The 16,983-nt window shown below is 72.9% G+C and carries 15 protein-coding genes; 11 read left to right on the forward strand and 4 right to left on the reverse strand.

Annotation, left to right across the window (positions count from 1 at the left end; genetic code table 11):
- The first annotated feature begins 218 nt into the window (after positions 1-218).
- From ACFYOV_RS22865 to ACFYOV_RS22880, 4 genes are all read left to right on the forward strand, one after another.
- Entirely contained in the window at positions 219-2,024 is a 1,806-nt protein-coding gene (locus ACFYOV_RS22865; protein WP_389090167.1) for an ABC transporter ATP-binding protein, read from the forward strand.
- The gene (locus tag ACFYOV_RS22870) at positions 2,021-3,802 is read left to right on the forward strand and encodes an ABC transporter ATP-binding protein (protein WP_389090168.1); all 1,782 of its coding nucleotides are present in this window, start codon (positions 2,021-2,023) and stop codon (positions 3,800-3,802) included. The genes ACFYOV_RS22865 and ACFYOV_RS22870 overlap by 4 nt, the downstream gene beginning before the upstream one ends.
- A gap of 287 nt (positions 3,803-4,089) precedes the next feature.
- Positions 4,090-4,560, forward strand: a complete 471-nt coding sequence (locus ACFYOV_RS22875) for a DUF5709 domain-containing protein (RefSeq protein ID WP_389090170.1) — start codon at positions 4,090-4,092, stop codon at positions 4,558-4,560.
- Positions 4,561-4,646: 86 nt separating this feature from the next.
- The gene (locus ACFYOV_RS22880; protein ID WP_389090171.1) at positions 4,647-4,913 is read left to right on the forward strand and encodes a type B 50S ribosomal protein L31; all 267 of its coding nucleotides are present in this window, start codon (positions 4,647-4,649) and stop codon (positions 4,911-4,913) included.
- Positions 4,914-4,954: 41 nt separating this feature from the next.
- Here ACFYOV_RS22880 and ACFYOV_RS22885 read toward each other — a convergent pair whose 3' ends face one another.
- A complete protein-coding gene (locus ACFYOV_RS22885) occupies positions 4,955-5,749 on the reverse strand; it encodes a metal-dependent hydrolase (RefSeq protein ID WP_389090172.1) in 795 nt (264 codons plus the stop codon).
- A gap of 146 nt (positions 5,750-5,895) precedes the next feature.
- Here ACFYOV_RS22885 and ACFYOV_RS22890 point away from each other — a divergent pair, with 146 nt between their 5' ends.
- Both ACFYOV_RS22890 and ACFYOV_RS22895 read left to right on the forward strand, forming a co-directional pair.
- Positions 5,896-8,409, forward strand: a complete 2,514-nt coding sequence (locus ACFYOV_RS22890) for a DEAD/DEAH box helicase (RefSeq protein ID WP_389090174.1) — start codon at positions 5,896-5,898, stop codon at positions 8,407-8,409.
- Between the two features lie 18 nt (positions 8,410-8,427).
- A complete protein-coding gene (locus tag ACFYOV_RS22895; protein WP_389090175.1) occupies positions 8,428-9,294 on the forward strand; it encodes an acyl-CoA thioesterase in 867 nt (288 codons plus the stop codon).
- Positions 9,295-9,301: 7 nt separating this feature from the next.
- Here the strand turns inward: ACFYOV_RS22895 and ACFYOV_RS22900 are convergent, their stop codons facing one another.
- Positions 9,302-10,267, reverse strand: a complete 966-nt coding sequence (locus tag ACFYOV_RS22900; protein ID WP_389090177.1) for a DUF6397 family protein — start codon at positions 10,265-10,267, stop codon at positions 9,302-9,304.
- Positions 10,268-10,393: 126 nt separating this feature from the next.
- The gene (locus ACFYOV_RS22905) at positions 10,394-10,807 is read right to left on the reverse strand and encodes a roadblock/LC7 domain-containing protein (RefSeq protein ID WP_389090178.1); all 414 of its coding nucleotides are present in this window, start codon (positions 10,805-10,807) and stop codon (positions 10,394-10,396) included.
- A 121-nt stretch (positions 10,808-10,928) separates the two neighbouring features.
- Here ACFYOV_RS22905 and ACFYOV_RS22910 point away from each other — a divergent pair, with 121 nt between their 5' ends.
- Together ACFYOV_RS22910 and ACFYOV_RS22915 are read left to right on the forward strand one after the other, a co-directional pair.
- Positions 10,929-11,357 (forward strand): PPOX class F420-dependent oxidoreductase, encoded by a 429-nt coding sequence (locus tag ACFYOV_RS22910; protein WP_389090180.1) that lies wholly within the window; start codon positions 10,929-10,931, stop codon positions 11,355-11,357.
- A gap of 1,017 nt (positions 11,358-12,374) precedes the next feature.
- Positions 12,375-12,974 carry a class I SAM-dependent methyltransferase gene (locus ACFYOV_RS22915; RefSeq protein WP_389090181.1) on the forward strand — a complete coding sequence of 200 codons (600 nt, stop codon included), beginning with the start codon at positions 12,375-12,377 and terminating at the stop codon, positions 12,972-12,974.
- A gap of 17 nt (positions 12,975-12,991) precedes the next feature.
- On the opposite strand, the gene ACFYOV_RS22920 is transcribed toward ACFYOV_RS22915, so the two are convergent.
- Entirely contained in the window at positions 12,992-13,888 is an 897-nt protein-coding gene (locus tag ACFYOV_RS22920) for an oxygenase MpaB family protein (protein WP_389090183.1), read from the reverse strand.
- A gap of 98 nt (positions 13,889-13,986) precedes the next feature.
- Between ACFYOV_RS22920 and ACFYOV_RS22925 the strand changes: the two genes are divergently transcribed.
- From ACFYOV_RS22925 to ACFYOV_RS22935, 3 genes are all read left to right on the forward strand, one after another.
- A complete protein-coding gene (locus ACFYOV_RS22925) occupies positions 13,987-14,283 on the forward strand; it encodes a hypothetical protein (RefSeq protein ID WP_389090184.1) in 297 nt (98 codons plus the stop codon).
- 137 nt (positions 14,284-14,420) lie between these two features.
- Complete coding sequence (locus ACFYOV_RS22930; RefSeq protein WP_389090186.1) at positions 14,421-15,329, forward strand: hypothetical protein; 909 nt, start codon at positions 14,421-14,423, stop codon at positions 15,327-15,329.
- 262 nt (positions 15,330-15,591) lie between these two features.
- Positions 15,592-16,980, forward strand: a complete 1,389-nt coding sequence (locus ACFYOV_RS22935; protein WP_389090187.1) for a tannase/feruloyl esterase family alpha/beta hydrolase — start codon at positions 15,592-15,594, stop codon at positions 16,978-16,980.
- Positions 16,981-16,983: the final 3 nt, after the last annotated feature.

Below are 16,983 nucleotides of genomic sequence, written 5' to 3' on the forward strand. Positions count from 1 at the left end.
GGGCAATTAGGGCCGCCACCGCGACCACCGTACGTCGTGCGCCGCTCTGCATCGCTCCATGGTGGCACCACCGCGCGGCCGTCGCGGAAAACCGTTTGCGTCCCACCACGGTACGACGCGAACCTGTCACGGTTTGTTGTGCCTTCCCGCGGTCGCTGCCGCCCTTCGCACCACCCCTCCGGTCCCCATTCGACCCTGACACGAGCCCCTGGGACGTCATGCAGATCCAAGACCTTCCGTATCCCGACCCGGGTGTGCCGGACGCACGCTCGGGGCCCCGATTCCTGTGGTGGCTCTTCCGCAACCAGTTGTCCGGCCAGCTCAGGTCGCTGGCCTGGGGACTGCTGCACTTCGCGTCCGTCGCCTCCCTGCCGTTCTGCGTCGGTGCCGCCGTGCAGGCCGCCGTCGACCGGTCCGGCGGGCGGCTGGCGCTGGCGGGCGGTCTGATGGCGCTGGCCTGCGTCGGCAACGCGGTCGGTGACACCTTCCTGCACCGTGCCGCCGTCACCAACTGGATCACCGCCGCCGCCCGGGTCCAGCAACTCCTGGCCCGCAAGGCCGCGATGCTCGGCTCCGCGCTGACCCGGCGGGTCGCGGCCGGTGAGGTCGTGGCCGTCTCCACCGGTGACGTCGAGAAGATCGGCTGGTTCGTGGAGGCACTGTCGCGGTTCACCGCGGCGGCCGTCACCATCGTGATCGTCTGTGTCGGCCTGGTCGTCCACGAGCCGGCGCTCGGTGTGGTGGTAGCCCTGGGGCTGCCCGTACTGGCGCTCGCCGTACTGCCGTTGCTGCCCCGCGCCACCCGGCGGGCCGACGTCCAGCGCGAAAAGGCCGGACGGGCCACCGAACTGGCCTCCGACACCGTCGCCGGGCTGCGGGTGCTGCGCGGCATCGGCGGCGAGGAACTCTTCCTCGAGCGCTACCGCCACGCCTCCCAGGAGGTGCGGCACGCCGCCGTGCGCAGCGCCCGCATGTGGGCCCTCATCGCCGCCGTCCAGGTACTGCTGCCGGGGCTGCTGCTGATCACCGTGGTCTGGTACGGGGTCCACCTGGCCCGCGAGGGCCGGATCGGCGTCGGCGAACTGGTCACCGTCTACAGCTCGGTCATGGTGCTCACCTACCCGCTGCGGCACTTCGAGGAGATCGCCATGGCGTACTCCTTCTCCCGGCCCTCGGCCAGGCGGGCCGCGCGCGTGCTGTCCCTGGAACGGGCCACGGACACCGCGGGGACGCGGGACTCCCGGACCCCGACCGGTGACCTGTACGACCCGGCGACCGGGCTGCTGGCCCCCGCCGGACGCCTGACCGCCGTGGTGTGCGGCGACCCGGACGCGGCCGGACGGCTGGCCGAACGGCTGGGCGGCCACCCCACGCAGGAGGGCGCCTCGGTGCTGCTCGGCGGTGTGCCGCTCGACGAACTGCCGCTGGAGTCGGCGCGCGCCGCGGTCCTCGTCCAGGACAAGGACCCGGTGCTGCTGTCCGGCACGCTGCGCGAACTCCTCGACGTGCCGGCCTCCGGCGCGGTCGACCCCGGTGCGGCGCTGGACGCCGCGCAGTGCGGGGACGTACTTGCGGCACTGATCCAGGGTTCAGCGGCCGCCGGGGACCCGTTGGACGCCCGGATCACCGAGCGCGGCCGGTCCTTGTCCGGTGGCCAGCGCCAGCGCCTCGCGCTGGCCCGCTCGCTGGTGACGGATCCGCAGGTGCTGGTTCTTGACGAGCCGACCTCGGCCGTCGACTCGCACACCGAGGCCCGCATCGCCCGGGGCGTGCGCGCACTGCGCGACGGGCGCACCACCGTGGTGTTCACCTCCTCCCCGCTGCTGCTGGATCGCGCCGACCGGGTCGTGTTCCTGCACGACGGGACGGTCGCGGCCGTCGGTCCCCACCGCGAACTGGTGCGCAGCGAACCCCGGTACCGGGCCGTGGTGACGCGCGAGACCGAGGACGAGCCCCCGCTCACCGGCGTCCTGGCCGAGGACGACGTACTGCAGCGACTGGAAGAGATCGAGGAGACAGCATGATCGGCGTGGCGCCACCGGCCCACGACCCGGCGGCCCCCACCACGGCCGGCACCCTGCCGGTGGGTGCCCCGGCGACCGTCCGCGCCTACGTGGCCGAGCTGCTGCGCAGGCACCGCCGGGCCTTCCTGCTGCTGATCGCGGTGAACACCATGGCCGTGTTCGCCTCGATGGTGGGCCCCTACCTGCTGGGCGGACTCGTCGAACGGGTCTCGGACCGGGCCCGTGAGCTCCATCTGGGGCCCACGGCGACGCTGTTCGTGCTCGCCCTCGTCGTCCAGGCGGTGTTCGTGCAGCAGGTGCGGCTGCGCGGGGCGATGCTCGGCGAGCGGATGCTGGCCGATCTCCGCGAGGACTTCCTGGTGCGGTCGGTCGGACTGCCGCCGGGAGTGCTGGAGCGGGCCGGGACGGGCGATCTGCTCTCGCGGATCACCACCGACATCGACCGGCTCGGCAACGCCATGCGCGAGGCCGTGCCCCAGCTGACCATCGGCGTGGTGTGGGTGGTCCTGCTGCTGAGCGGGCTGGTCGTCACGGCGCCGGAGCTGGCGCCGGCCGTACTGGTGGCCGTACCGCTGCTGGTGGTCGGCTGCCGCTGGTACTTCCGGCGCGCGCCCGCCGCCTACCGGTCCGAGGCCGCGGGGTACGCCGCCGTGGCCGGTGCGCTGGCCGAGACGGTGGACGCCGGCCGGACGGTCGAGGCGCACCGCCTGGGCGACCGCCGTGTCGAGCTGTCGGACCGGCGGATCAGGGAGTGGACGGCCTGGGAGCGGTACACCCTGTGGCTGCGGTCGGTGCTCTTCCCGGTCGTCAACGTCACCCACGTCACCGTGCTCGGCTCGGTGCTGATGGTCGGCGGCGTGTTCGTGCTCCAGGGCTGGATCGGTGTGGGCCAGCTGACGACGGGCGCGCTGATCGCGCAGATGCTGGTCGATCCGGTGGGACTGATCCTGCGGTGGTACGACGAACTCCAGGTGGCCCAGGTGTCGCTGGCGCGGCTGGTCGGAGTCCGGGACATCGAGCCGGACGCCGGGGACGCCGAGCTGACCCCCGACGGGCGCCATGTACACGCTGACCGCGTGCGCTTCGGCTACCGCGAGGGCGTGGACGTGCTGCGCAAGGTGTCCCTCGAGGTCGCCCCCGGGACCAAGCTGGCACTGGTCGGCCCGTCGGGCGCGGGCAAGTCCACCCTGGGCCGGCTGCTCGCCGGGATCTACGCGCCCCGGGACGGCCGGGTCGCCCTGGGCGGCGCCGAGCTGTCCCGGATGACAGCGGAGCGGGTCCGCTCCCACGTGGCCCTGGTCAACCAGGAGCACCACGTCTTCGTGGGCTCCCTGCGCGACAACCTGCGGCTCGCCCGGACAGACGCCGGGGACGCCGAGCTCTGGGCGGCACTCGGGGCGGTCGACGCGGACGGCTGGGCCGGGGCGCTGGACGACGGACTGGACACCGAGGTCGGTTCGGGCGGGCTGGCGATCACCCCCGCCCAGGCCCAGCAGATGGCGCTGGCCCGACTGGTCCTGGCGGACCCGCACACGCTGGTGCTGGACGAGGCGACCTCGCTGCTCGACCCGCGCGCGGCCCGCCACCTGGAACGCTCCCTGGCCCGGGTCCTCGACGGCCGTACCGTCGTCGCCATCGCCCACCGGCTCCACACCGCGCACGACGCGGACGTCATCGCCGTCGTCGAGGACGGCCGGATCAGCGAACTCGGCAGCCACGACGAACTGGTTGCGGCGGACGGGGCGTACGCGGCGCTGTGGCGGTCCTGGCACGGGTGAGCGGGGCGACCGCGGAGGGGCCGGTCGGACCCACCGCGCCGGGGACGGTCCGACCCGCCACGCCGGGGACGCTCGGACACGGCGTGCCGGGGGACGTCCGGCCGGTGACAGGGGGCCGTGCCGTTGCGCGGGCCCGAACAGGGGTGGAAGGCTGTAGTCAGGCACCGGCTCGGGGATCGCCCGGCATCCCAGCGGACCGGCGACGGGCGGCGCCAGTGCCCCCTGCAGTGGCGGCCCTGCGCGGGCCGCGGCGGGAACGGGCCCGCCCCCACCCCCTGGAGGTACCCGTGAACAGCGCCGACGGATGGGGAGACGACGTCTACCAGCCCGACGCGTCCGAGATTCAGGACGACGCCGGCCTGCTGGACGCCGAGGACACCCTGGAGAACGACGGCGTGGACGACCCCCTCGACCGGGGCTGGTCCCCACCCGAGCGGCCCTGGGCCGTGGAGCACGTGGGCGTGACGGCGGCCGAGCGCCTGCGCGGCGAGACGCTGGACCAGCGGCTCGCCGAGGAGCTGCCGGATCTCGCCGCCGCCGACGGCGACGGTCTGGGCGACTGCGAGGGCACCGACGGCGAGCTCCTGGACAACGAGGTCGGCGCCGCGCGCGCCGGGCGCCTCGTGGCCCCCGACGAAGGAACGCACGAGGACGAGGAGAGCGCCGTGGTCGCCACGGACATCGGCATCGACGGCGCCGCGTCCTCCGCCGAGGAGGCCGCCGTGCACATCGTCGACGAGGACACCCTGCCCGGCTGACCCCGCCGCCGGTCCCGCCCGCGTCCCCGCCGCCGAGCCCGCCGTCGAGCCCGTCGGCGCTCTGCCCGAGCCCCCGAGGAGCGTCCATGCACCAGGACAAGCACCCCGACTACCACCCCGTGGTCTTCCGCGACCGTGCCGCCGGTTACGCCTTCCTGACCCGGTCCACCGCGAGCAGTGACGAGACCATCGAGTGGGACGACGGCGAGACCTACCCGGTCGTGGACGTGGAGATCTCCTCGGAGAGCCATCCCTTCTACACCGGCAAGGCCCGCACGGTGGACACGGAGGGGCGCGTCGCCCGCTTCGAGCGCCGGTACGGCGGCGGGGACGGGGCCGGGAGCAACGGCTGAGCAGCGGGGACGGACGGGGCGGGCGGGCGCCCGGGCACCCCTCAGATCACGTTGAGCGCCGCCGCGCAGCCCACGCCGCCGAGCAGCATGAAGGCCGGCATCAGCACCTTGAGTTCCACCCAGCTGCCCGCCCGGAAGCGCATCGCCCTCGGCGGGCCGATCGGGTACCAGCGCTTGCGGCCCACCGGTATGGGCCACAGGATCGGGCAGCCCGAGACGGTGAGCGCGTCCCCGATGTCGTGCACCAGCGCGCCGAGCACGACCGGCAGCCCCAGCCACAGGTACTCCTGGCCCGGGGCCGTGAACAGCCAGCCGGAGCCGTTGCCCGGCTGGTCCAGGATGTCGGCGAGGATCCACGCGCTGGCCGCGGCCAGCAGCCACACCAGGACGTCGCTGCTGGAGCCGCGGGTCGCCCGCCACAGCAGTCCCTCGATGGCCAGCACCATGTGCACGAAGAGGATCGCCAGCACCGCCCAGCGGCCGCCGGTGATCGCCAGTGTCGCGGTGCCCAGGCCGATCAGCACGGCCCACAGCCAGGTGTGGGTCAGGGTTCGGTGCCCGCCCGAGCGGCGCGGGTCGCCCTGCTTCTTGGTGGCCTTGTAGACCGCGTAGGAGAGCTTGTCGACGATCTCGCAGAGCCCTCGGGACAGCGGTCCGAAGGCACGCGATATGGTCGCCGCCTTGTGGTCGAGGTCCGGGGCGAGCGCGGCGCCCGCGCAGATCAGGGCGCCGGCCACGAGGACCGGCCAGGGCATCGGGTGTCCCGCGGCGGCGGTCGCCGCGCCGACGCCGAGCCAGGCCGCGGCACCCGACAGTGAGTGTGCTGGTCCCATCATCGCCCTTGCCCGCCCCATTCCTCGTGCACCGCCGTCGGGTCGACCGGGTGCCTGGACCCCTTCGCCGGCGACACAGCGTAGCGTTCGCGATCTTCGTACTCGCATCCGATTCCCGCATCGGGCGTGAGGGCAGGCAAGATGGGGGCGTGACCCTCATCGATCAGCTGCCGCCGACCGCCGACCCCGACGCCCTGTACGAAGCCTTCGAGTCGTGGACGCAGGAACGCGGCCTCACCCTCTATCCCCACCAGGAGGAGGCGCTGATCGAGGTGGTCTCCGGGGCGAACGTGATCGTGTCGACGCCCACCGGCTCCGGCAAGAGCATGATCGCTGCCGCCGCCCACTTCGCCGCCCTGGCACGCGACGAGGTCACCTTCTACACCGCGCCCATCAAGGCGCTGGTGTCGGAGAAGTTCTTCGAACTGTGCAAGATCTTCGGCACCGAGAACGTGGGCATGCTGACCGGCGACGCGTCGGTCAACGCCGACGCCCCGGTGATCTGCTGCACCGCCGAGGTGTTGGCGTCGATCGCGCTGCGTGACGGCAAGGACGCCGACGTCGGCCAGGTCGTCATGGACGAGTTCCACTTCTACGCGGAGCCGGACCGCGGCTGGGCCTGGCAGATCCCCCTGCTGGAACTGCCGCAGGCGCAGTTCGTCCTGATGTCCGCGACGCTCGGCGACGTGTCCTTCTTCGAGAAGGACCTGACCCGCCGCACCGGGCGTCCCACCGCCGTGGTCCGCTCGGCCACCCGCCCCGTGCCGCTGTCCTACGAGTACCGGTACACGCCGCTCACCGAGACGCTCACCGATCTGCTCGGGGCCCGCCAAGCCCCCGTCTACATCGTGCACTTCACGCAGGCCCAGGCGGTGGAGCGGGCGCAGGCGCTGATGAGCATCAACATGTGCACCAGGGAGGAGAAGGACAGGATCGCCGAGCTGATCGGCAACTTCCGCTTCACCACCAAGTTCGGCCGCAACCTCTCCCGCTACGTCCGGCACGGCATCGGCGTCCATCACGCCGGCATGCTGCCCAAGTACCGGCGGCTGGTGGAGAAACTGGCGCAGGCCGGCCTGCTGAAGGTCATCTGCGGCACCGACACGCTCGGGGTGGGCGTCAACGTCCCGATCCGCACGGTGCTGTTCACGGCCCTGACCAAGTACGACGGCAACCGTGTGCGCACTCTGCGGGCCCGGGAGTTCCACCAGATCGCCGGCCGTGCGGGACGTGCCGGTTTTGACACCGAGGGCTTCGTCGTCGCGCAGGCACCCGAGCACGTCATCGAGAACGAGAAGGCGCTGGCCAAGGCGGGCGACGATCCGAAGAAGCGCCGCAAGGTCGTGCGCAAGAAGGCGCCCGAGGGCTTCGTCGGCTGGACGGAGAAGACCTTCGAGAAGCTCATCGAGTCCGAGCCGGAGCCGCTGACCTCCCGTTTCCGCGTGACGCACACGATGCTGCTGTCGGTGATCGCACGCCCCGGCAACGCCTTCGAGGCGATGCGGCGACTGCTGGAGGACAACCACGAGCCGCGCAAGCAGCAGCTTCGGCACATCCGCCGGGCCATCGCCATCTACCGCTCGCTGCTGGACGGCGGCATCGTCGAGAAGCTGGACACACCGGACGCCCAGGGCCGCACCGTCCGCCTCACCGTCGATCTCCAGCAGGACTTCGCACTGAACCAGCCGCTGTCCACCTTCGCGCTGGCCGCGTTCGAACTGCTGGACCCCGAATCGCCCTCCTACGCGCTGGACATGGTGTCGGTCGTGGAGTCCACGCTGGACGATCCGCGCCAGATCCTCGCCGCCCAGCAGAACAAGGCGCGCGGCGAGGCGGTCGCCGCGATGAAGGCGGACGGCGTCGAGTACGAGGAGCGCATGGAGCGCCTCCAGGACATCGGCCATCCCAAGCCGCTGGAGGAACTGCTCTTCCACGCCTACAACACCTACCGCAAGAGCCACCCCTGGGTCGGCGACCATCCGCTGTCGCCGAAGTCCGTGGTGCGGGACATGTACGAACGGGCACTGTCCTTCACCGAGCTGGTGTCGTTCTACGAGCTGGCCCGCACCGAGGGCATCGTCCTGCGCTACCTCGCCGGCGCCTACAAGGCGCTGGACCACACCGTGCCCGACGACCTCAAGTCCGAGGATCTGGAGGACCTGATCGCCTGGCTGGGCGAGACGGTGCGCCAGGTGGACTCCAGCCTGCTGGACGAGTGGGAACAGCTGGCCAACCCGGAGGAGATGACCGCCGAGGAGGCCCAGGAGAAGGCCGACCAGGTCAAGCCGGTCACCGCCAACGCCCGCGCCTTCCGCGTCCTGGTCCGCAACGCCATGTTCCGCCGCGTGGAACTCGCCGCCCTGGACCAGCTCGAGGAGCTGGGCGAGCTGGACGCCGAGTCCGGCTGGGACGCCGATACCTGGGGCGAGGCGATGGACAAGTACTGGGACGAGTACGAGGAGCTGGGCACCGGCCCCGACGCCCGCGGCCCCAAGCTGCTGCTGATCGAGGAGGAGCCGGAGAACGGCCTGTGGCGGGTCCGGCAGATCTTCGACGACCCGAACGGCGACCACGACTGGGGCATCAGTGCGGAGGTCGACCTCACCGCCTCCGACGCGGAGGGCCGCGCGGTCGTCCGTGTCACCGATGTCGGCCAGCTGTGAAACAGGAGAACCCCACCCATGACGAACCCGGCCGAAAGGCTCGTCGACCTGCTCGACCTGGAGCAGATCGAGGTCAACATCTTCCGTGGCCGCAGCCCGCAGGAGTCGCTGCAACGGGTCTTCGGCGGCCAGGTGGCCGGCCAGGCGCTGGTGGCCGCGGGCCGCACCACGGAGGGCGATCGGCCCGTGCACTCCCTGCACGCGTACTTCCTGCGCCCGGGCCGCCCCGGGGTGCCGATCGTGTACCAGGTCGAACGGGTGCGGGACGGTCGGTCGTTCACCACCCGCCGGGTCACCGCGGTACAGCAGGGCCGCACGATCTTCAATCTCACCGCCTCCTTCCACCAGCCGGAACAGGGAAGTTTCGAGCACCAGTTGCCGCCGGCCCGTGAGATTCCGCACCCCGAGTCGCTGCCGACGGTCACGGACGAGATCCGGCAGCACCTGGGCGCTCTGCCGGAGCAGTTGCAGCGGATGGCCCGGCGCCAGCCGTTCGACATCCGGTACGTGGACCGGCTGCGCTGGGATCCCCACGAGGTGAAGGGGGCCGAGCCGCGCAGCGCCGTGTGGATGCGCGCGGTGGGTCCGCTGGGCGACGACCCGCTGGTGCACACCTGCGCCCTGACGTACGCCAGCGACATGACCCTCCTGGACGCCGTGCGGATCCCGGTGGAGCCGCTGTGGGGGCCTCGGGGCTTCGACATGGCGTCGCTGGACCATGCCATGTGGTTCCACCGACCATTCCGCGCGGACGAGTGGTTCCTGTACGACCAGGAGTCGCCGATCGCCACCGGTGGCCGCGGCCTGGCCCGGGGGAGGATCTACGACCTGGAGGGCCGGATGCTGGTGTCCGTCGTCCAGGAGGGCTTGTTCAGGGCACTGTAGGCGCCCGTCACCAGCCTCTGCGGAACCAGTGGGCCAGCAGTCCGCGGGACCGGCCGTACCGTCCGCGAGCCTTGTGCGGCCCATCGGGTTCGTGGGGTGCCTGCAGGACCGGTCGGTGGCCGTCCTGCGCGGGGCGGGGCGCCTGCCGCTGCTCCCGCGCCTCCTCCACCAACCGCGCAAGGTCCGACCGCAACCAGGCGATCTCGTCCTCGTCCTGAGCCGTCATCAGCTCTTCCGCGAGGCGCGCGGCCGGCGATCCGGGGGTGCCGTGGAACGGCCGCGGCGGGCGGTGTCCGTTCAGGTGGGAGCGCTCGTAGGGGTCCTTGACGACGCACGAGATCTCCAGCGGGTCGAGCAGGGAGGCCACCGCCGCGGCCCGCACCCAGGGGTCGCCGGCCTGGCGGAGCAGGAAGCCCAGGTGGCGGCTGCGCCAGTTGCGGGGCCGCAGGTCGAGACCGGTGACGAGCTGGGACCTGAGGGTGCCGGGCGTGCGGCCGGTGAGCAGCGGGGCGCGTGCGGTGTCGGCCGCGAACCGCCGCAGTTCCTCGGCCGGATACAACCAGACCACGGCACGGCAGCGATTGAGGTGGAAGTTCACCGGAACCAGTAGTCCGAGTCGTGCCAGACGCGTGAAGCGGGTCTTCGTCACCTCCATCAGGGCCGCGCCCTGGGCTGTGCCCACGGTGCGCACGCTCTCCCGCAGTGCCTCGGGAAACCCGGGCCGGGCGCGCAGCCGCTCGATCTCGGCCCGGCCGACACGCCGGCCTCCTCCTCCCTCGTCGGGGACGGTGCGGATGTGGCCGAGATGCACGGCGAGATCGAAAGCGGTGCGCTTCAGTCCCAGTTCACGTGCCGCGCGGCCGGTGGAGGCCCAGGGGCCTTCCGCTCCCGCGGCGCGCGCGACGTTGGCGTTGGCGGTGGCGGTGGCGGTGGCGGTGGCGGTGAGGTCCTGCCTGACGGTGCGTGCGGACATGCTCGTCTCCCCCGTGGAGTGTGCTGCGGGTGCCGTGTGCACCCGCTCGGGAAAGACCGTAGCCGTTCGGTCACTCTCCGCGACATCCCTGTGGAAAACTCCGCCGGAGCGTGAAGAACTCGCCGGTCACGGCCCCGTCGAGGGGTCGTGGCCCGGCTGACGGGCGTCCACGTCCAGATGTTCGCCGACCCTGTTCACCAGCAGCGTCATCTCGTACCCGATCTGGCCGATGTCGGCCTCGGCGCCGCTCAGCACGCACAGACAACTGCCGTTGCCGGCCGCCGTGACGAAGAGCACCGCGTCGTCGAACTCGACCATCGTCTGACGCACCGCGCCCGCGCCGAAGTGCCGACCCGACCCCTTGGCGAGGCTGTGCAGCCCGGACGACACGGCCGCCAGATGCTCCGCGTCCTCGCGGCGCAGCCCCGTGCTCGCCCCCGTGACCAGCCCGTCGTTGGACAGCACCAGTGCGTGCCGTACGTGTTCGACCCTCTGGGTGAGGTCGTCCAGCAGCCAGTCCAGTCCCCGGTTGTGCGCCATGTCGTGAGTCTCCCCGTGTTCTTCCCCGTGTGTGGTCCCCGTGTACTGCCCCCGCTCCCGGCGGGAGGCCCCCACGTCAGCCTTCCCCAGGACCGCACGCCGGGCAAGGAGAATGGGCGCCATGGGACGCAAGATGACCGACGACGAGTGGCGGGCGTTCGTCTCGCAGGGGACCAGGACCGCCAAGCTCTGCACCGTCCGTGCCGACGGGAGCCCGCACGTGGCGCCGGTCTGGTTCCTGATCGACGGGGACGAGGTGGTCCTCACCACCGGCAAGCGGACCGTGAAGGGCCGCAACATGGCCCGTGACGAGCGGGTCTCCCTCTGCGTGGACGACGACCGGCCGCCGTTCTCCTACGTGGTGCTGCGCGGCCGGGCCCGGCTGTCGGAAGGACCCGGGGAACTGCGGCACTGGGCGGCCCGGATCGGCGCGCGGTACATGGGAGAGGACCGCGCCGAGGAGTTCGGAGCCCGCAACGGCGTACCCGGCGAACTCCTCGTCCGCGTGCGCATCGAGAACGTGCTGGCGGAAAAGGGCGTCGCGGACTGAGACCGGGGCGGGATCCGGCGCAGCGCGCAGGTACCTGGGCGGCCGCGGACAACGGACGCGGTCGCTCCCCGGTCAGGCCCCGGTCCAGCCGGGCACGCGCCGGCACCGCGTCCTCCCGGCCGACCCTCCCGCGCGGGGGAACTCGAGCACCACGCGCGCATGGAAACCGGCGGTGATGTTTTGACGGCCGTGAGGGCGCCGCCGACGCCGAAAATCGTGCCGATGTGCCGGAGTACACGCCGTACGTCCACGGCCCGGCCCGCCGTCGTGACCCCCTTCAGGCGGTGACCGCCCGCTCACGGGCCTTCGTCACCGCCGCCGAACGCCTGCGCATGCTGCGGACGGCGGTAGGAGGGCCCATGGCCTGGAGGACAGTGGGGCCCACGTGCGCGGTCCGGGTGCAGCGGGGAGACGCCCTCGGCGGCGGCCATGATGGCGAACGCCCGCGGGGCCGGCGGGGAGACGACCGGCACGCACCTCGACAGGCGGATGATCCCCGGCCCGCACGGTGCCGCGCGGTGAGCGGTGTCCTGCGCGGGGGGCCGCATGCGGTGCCGCCTCCCGGGACACCGCCCCTCGTCGGCCGGTGACCCGGCGTGCGCTTGCCGGCCACGCACGGTGGGCCGGTGCGGGGTGGGACCGGGACGTGTGCTGTGGGGGGCCTGGGCCGTGCATGGCGCCGACCGCGGCGCCCGTGACCGGGGAGGCCAGGTGATCGCGACGTGGACGGTCCGGATGCCGGTGCCGAGGGGCAGGCGGCGGCGAGGGCACGGACCGTGCCGCGCAGCCCGACGGCGGATCCGTGCGGGTCATCGTCCACGACAGCGCCGGGGCGCACGCACCGCGGGTGGCGTGGTCCAGGTGTCCCCCACCAGGACGCCGGGGCGCACGGTGCACGAAGGAAGGCGCCCCTTCCGCAAGCTGTCGGAACCGACGCACCGTCGCTCCGGAACGACCGCTCGCGCCCGGACCTGCGCGCGGGGACGTCGCCCCTCCCGGTGCGGGATCATGCGGAGCATGAGCGACGACCACACACACGTCCAGGAGTTCTTCGGCGCGCGCGCCGCCGACTGGGACCGCAGGTTCCCCGACGACGGTCCCGCCTATGCGGCTGCGGTCGCCGGGCTCGGGCTGCGCACGGGCGACCGCGTGCTCGACGCGGGTTGCGGCACCGGGCGGGCCCTGCCACCGCTGCGCGCGGCCGTCGGGGCCTCCGGAGTGGTCCTCGGCGCCGACCTCACCCCGGAGATGCTCCGGGAGGCCGTACGGGCCGGACGCGACCGTGACGCGACGCTGCTGCTCACGGACGTCTCCGCGCTGCCGCTGCGCTCGGGGTCGCTGGACGCCGTGTTCGCGGCCGGCTTGATCGCTCATCTGCCGCACCCGGCCGACGGCCTCCGGGAGTTGGCGCGCGTGGTGCGTCCCGGTGGCGTGCTCGCCCTGTTCCACCCGATCGGCCGGGCGGCTCTCGCCGCGCGCCAGGGCCGCTCGACCACCCCGGACGACCTGCGCGCGGAGCCCCGTCTCCGTCCCCTGCTGGCCGCCTCGGGGTGGCGCATGACCTCGTACGTCGATGAGGACTCCCGGTTCCTGGCCCTGGCCGTGCGTGAGGGCTGAGCCCCGGTGGCCTGCCCTCAGTCGGCGGGCGAGGTGCCGCCGTGGCGCACCGGGCAGCCCCGCAGGCCCGGGACCGGACGCGTGCCCAGGTCCTCCAGCCGATAGCCGTTCGGGTAGCCCTTGATCTCCCGGTTCTGCCGGGCGAAGTGCGGGGCGCGGCGGGGCGGCAGCAGGCGGACCGCGCGGCCGCGCAGCCGCACCGCGCGGCGCACCACCGCGCGGGTCGCGGCGCCCGGCGGGGTGTAGCGGAAGGCGCGCAGCAGCGGCTCGTCGAGGAGGGCGAGCGTGGCCGTGCGCAGCAGCGGGGCGAGCGGGCTCGGGTACCAGGAGGTCATGAGGTCGAGCGTGGCGTCCGAGACCCGTCGCGCGTTCTCGTCCCAGCCGAAGTGGGCCTGCTCGTGGGCGTCGAGGCAGCTCTCGAACTCCTCGTAGGTCCCGGGAATGTCCTTGATCCCCATGTGCCGTCCGAGCGTCCGGTAGTGGACCGTGGCGGCGACCGTCTCGTGGCGCGACAGCCTGCGCCAGCCGTTCGCGTCGATCCACCGCTTGGGCATCACGACGAAGGTGCACAGCACGTACCGCATGTCGTCGTCGGCGATGTCGTAGCTGCGGTGCATCCGATTGATGCGGCGGATCGCGGTGCGGCCCTCGCCACTGCCGAATCCGTGCTCGACAATGGCGTCCAGGAGCAGTGAGGTGTCGTCGTAGCGTTTCTGCGACCGGTCCGTGAGCTCCGCGGTCTCGGCGAGCAGGCGGCCGATGGAGGGCACGGCGTAGGTGCGGTAGAGAGCCAGTTCCAGGGCCCTGGTGTAGTCCCAGGGGAACTCGTGGGCCACGCTGAGCCGGTGGATCTCCGTGGCCTGGCGGTACGGGTCCATCCGCCGGATCTGTTCCAGCCGTTCGAAGCGCCTCAACCCGCTGCCCCCTTCTGCCGCCGAGGCTCCAACTCTACGTTGAACAGCAGGAGACGAACGGTCGGCGAGGACCGTCGGGCAGGGGGAAGGTGAACCGTATGTGGGGCAGGGTTCGCGAGATCTTCGGGAGACTCCTCGGCAGCCTTCGCGGGCCGGAGCGCCCCGAACGGCAGGCACGCCCGCACAACCTCTTCGAGGCCGCCGCGGCGTATGTCTCGGCCTGCGTGGAGGACGACGAGGACCGGATCGAGGAGGCGGCGGGCTGGGTGTCGCCCGAGGCGCTCTCGTTCGGTGTGAACGAGCTGGCGTGCCGGGCGGTCGTCGCGCTCGCGCGGGAGCGCGACGAGTCGCCGCGGACGGTGGCGCGCGAGCTCCTCGGACTGCCGGCGGCCTGACGCGCCGGGCACCACCGCTCCCATGCGCCCCGTGCGGCCGGAGAACCGCAGCTCCGGCCGCGGCTGTGGGGTCGTGACAACGGGCTCGGGGACGGCATAGGGTGCGCGCCGACGGACGAACCGATGGGGAGGCTGGGATGGCTGGGACCGACGAGGAAGCCGTCGCCGCCGCGGACGACGCGCTCTACGTGCTCACGGCGGTGCTGCTGACGCCGGCGAAGTTCCCGAGCGTGCTGGGCGACGACTACCCGGAGGCGTGCGCGGCGCTCGGTCTCCCGCCGCTCGCCGACGGGTACGGTCTGGTGCTCGGCCAGGACGGCGAGGGTGCCCGGTGGACCGTCGTCGTCGACGACGTCTCCCTGGTCGCCGTGGCGATCGCGTCCTGGGACTGCGGCATGGAGCACGACCTGTCGCCGGACGAGCGCACGGTCGTCACCGCGTTGCCCGGCTGGCCGCTCGCGGTGGCCGTCGCGGCGCCTGGCGTGCCCGCGCCGCACGACCCCGGTCCCGACGTCGCCGACCGGGTCCCGCTGACCCCTCCGGACTCGGGCGTCTGGGGGCCTGCCCAGCGCCGTCTGGGAGCCGACGAGATCGCTCTGCAGTGGGCGACCTGGCGCGAACAGATCGACGACTCCGAGTTCGCGACACCGGGCGACTCGGGTGAGGCGGTCAACGGCGCGGCGACCGACGGTGAGGCGGCCAACGGCGGCGCCGCAAGCGGTGGCGCCGCGCAGGACGGCGGCGCCGAAGACGGCGACGGGCGGGGACGCGGGCCCGGCCACAGCGGTGTACGGCGGGTCCTGGCGGAGGCCCGCGCCTACATCGACACCCCGCCGCCGCTCGGCCGGGTCCGCTCGTCCTTCGCACCGGGCGGCGCCCGCACCCTGCGTGCCGACGGTCCCGGCTGGTCGCTGGTGGCCAGGACCGACGACATCGCGTTCGTCCTGCTCGACGACGAACCCGGCGAGGTCCTCCCGGTCGGCCGGGGTCCGGAACTCCCGGGTCTGCTCGAGGCCCTCGACAAGATGGCCGTGCGGCCCCTCTGAATCCGCCCGGCCCGGGGAGGCCGGTTGGCGGAAGCGGCTGGTGGATCAGGGGCGACGCGGCGACGCGCGCCGCCGGGGCGAAGGTTGCTGGAGGCACGCGTACGGCTTCGCGGGTGTCTTGATCCACCATGTGCGGGCGCCGCGCCATATGGCGCCAACCCATCGATGACGGCAGGGGCCGGCGCCCACCATGGGGCCTCCGTGCTCACGCGCAGCACGCGCCCGTCGCCTTTTCCGCTTCCCGCCCTTTCCGGAGGCCGTCATGCGCCCGTCCCGTGGCGTTCCGTTGCTCGCCGTCGCCCTCACCGCGGCGGCCCTCACCGCTCCACATCCCGCCGCCACGGCGGCGGGAGACGAGCACTGCGCCCGCCAGGAGCGGGTCCGTGTGCCGGGCGCGGCCCACCAGCGCAGTGCCTGCCTCGCCGATCTGACCACCACGGGGCTCGCCGGGACCCCGTACACCGACATGGCCGACCAGGCGGGGCTGACCGCGGCTGCCACCCGGTCGCCGTCCGGTGTTCCGGGGGTACAGATCGACGGCTACTTCCCGGACTCCTCGCGCTTCAACACCACCCACGGCTGGCGGCATGACGCGCAGTTCGTGATCCGGCTGCCCGACCGGTGGAACGGCGGACTGGTCGTCACCGGGGCGCCCGGTACGCGCAAGCAGTACGCGACGGACAGGGCGATCTCCGACCAGGTGCTCGCGCGGGGCTTCGCCTACGCGGCGACGGACAAGGGCAACAACGGCGCCGACTTCTACCGGGACGGGGTCCGGCCCGGTGACGCGGTCGCCGAGTGGAACACCCGGACCACCCAGCTCACCCGGGCGGCCCGGCGCGCGGTCGCCCAATATTACGGGCGGACACCGCGGCACACGTACATCACCGGTATCTCCAACGGGGGCTATCTGACCCGCTGGCAGCTGGAGAACCACCCGGAGCTGTACGACGGCGGAGTGGACTGGGAGGGCGCGCTGTGGACGGCCGACGGGCCGAGTCTGCTCACCTCGCTGCCGACCGCGGTCGCGTGGATGTCGGGCGGGGCGCGGGACGAGGACCTGTACACGGCGGGCTTCGCGCGCGGGTCCGAGTTCCTGTGGCCTTACCACGAGAAGGTCTACTGGGGGCTGACGCAGAAGATCTACCGCGCGGAGTTCGACCCGGCCTACGACCGCCGCTGTCCCGGCCCGTCCGCCGGGTCGACGACGGAGCAGATCCTCGCGCCGTGCGCCTCCGACGCCGCCTACGACTACGCCTCGCGTCCCGCATCCGTGCACCGCGCCGTCGCCCGGGTGGCGCTGACCGGCCGCATCGGCCGGCCGCTGATCACCCTGCACGGAGACCTGGACGCGCTGCTGCCCAAGGCGGCCGACTCGGACGTGTACGCACGGATGGTCGACGCGGGCGGGCGGGGCGAGCTGCACCGCTATTACACGGTGCGGGGCGGCACGCACGTGGACGGGCTGTACGACACGCATCCGGACAGGCTGCGGCCGATCCTGCCCTGCTACCGCTCGGCGTTCGACGCGCTGGTCGCCTGGGTGGAGCGCGGCGCCACGCCGTCCGGGGACCGGACCGTCGGGGGAAGCGCGGACGGTGGCGTGGTCGACTCCTGCGCCCTGGACGGTGGCGGCACCGCCGCCCGTTAACGC

It is taken from the genome of Streptomyces sp. NPDC005931 (assembly GCF_042871235.1).
GTDB lineage: Bacteria > Actinomycetota > Actinomycetes > Streptomycetales > Streptomycetaceae > Streptomyces.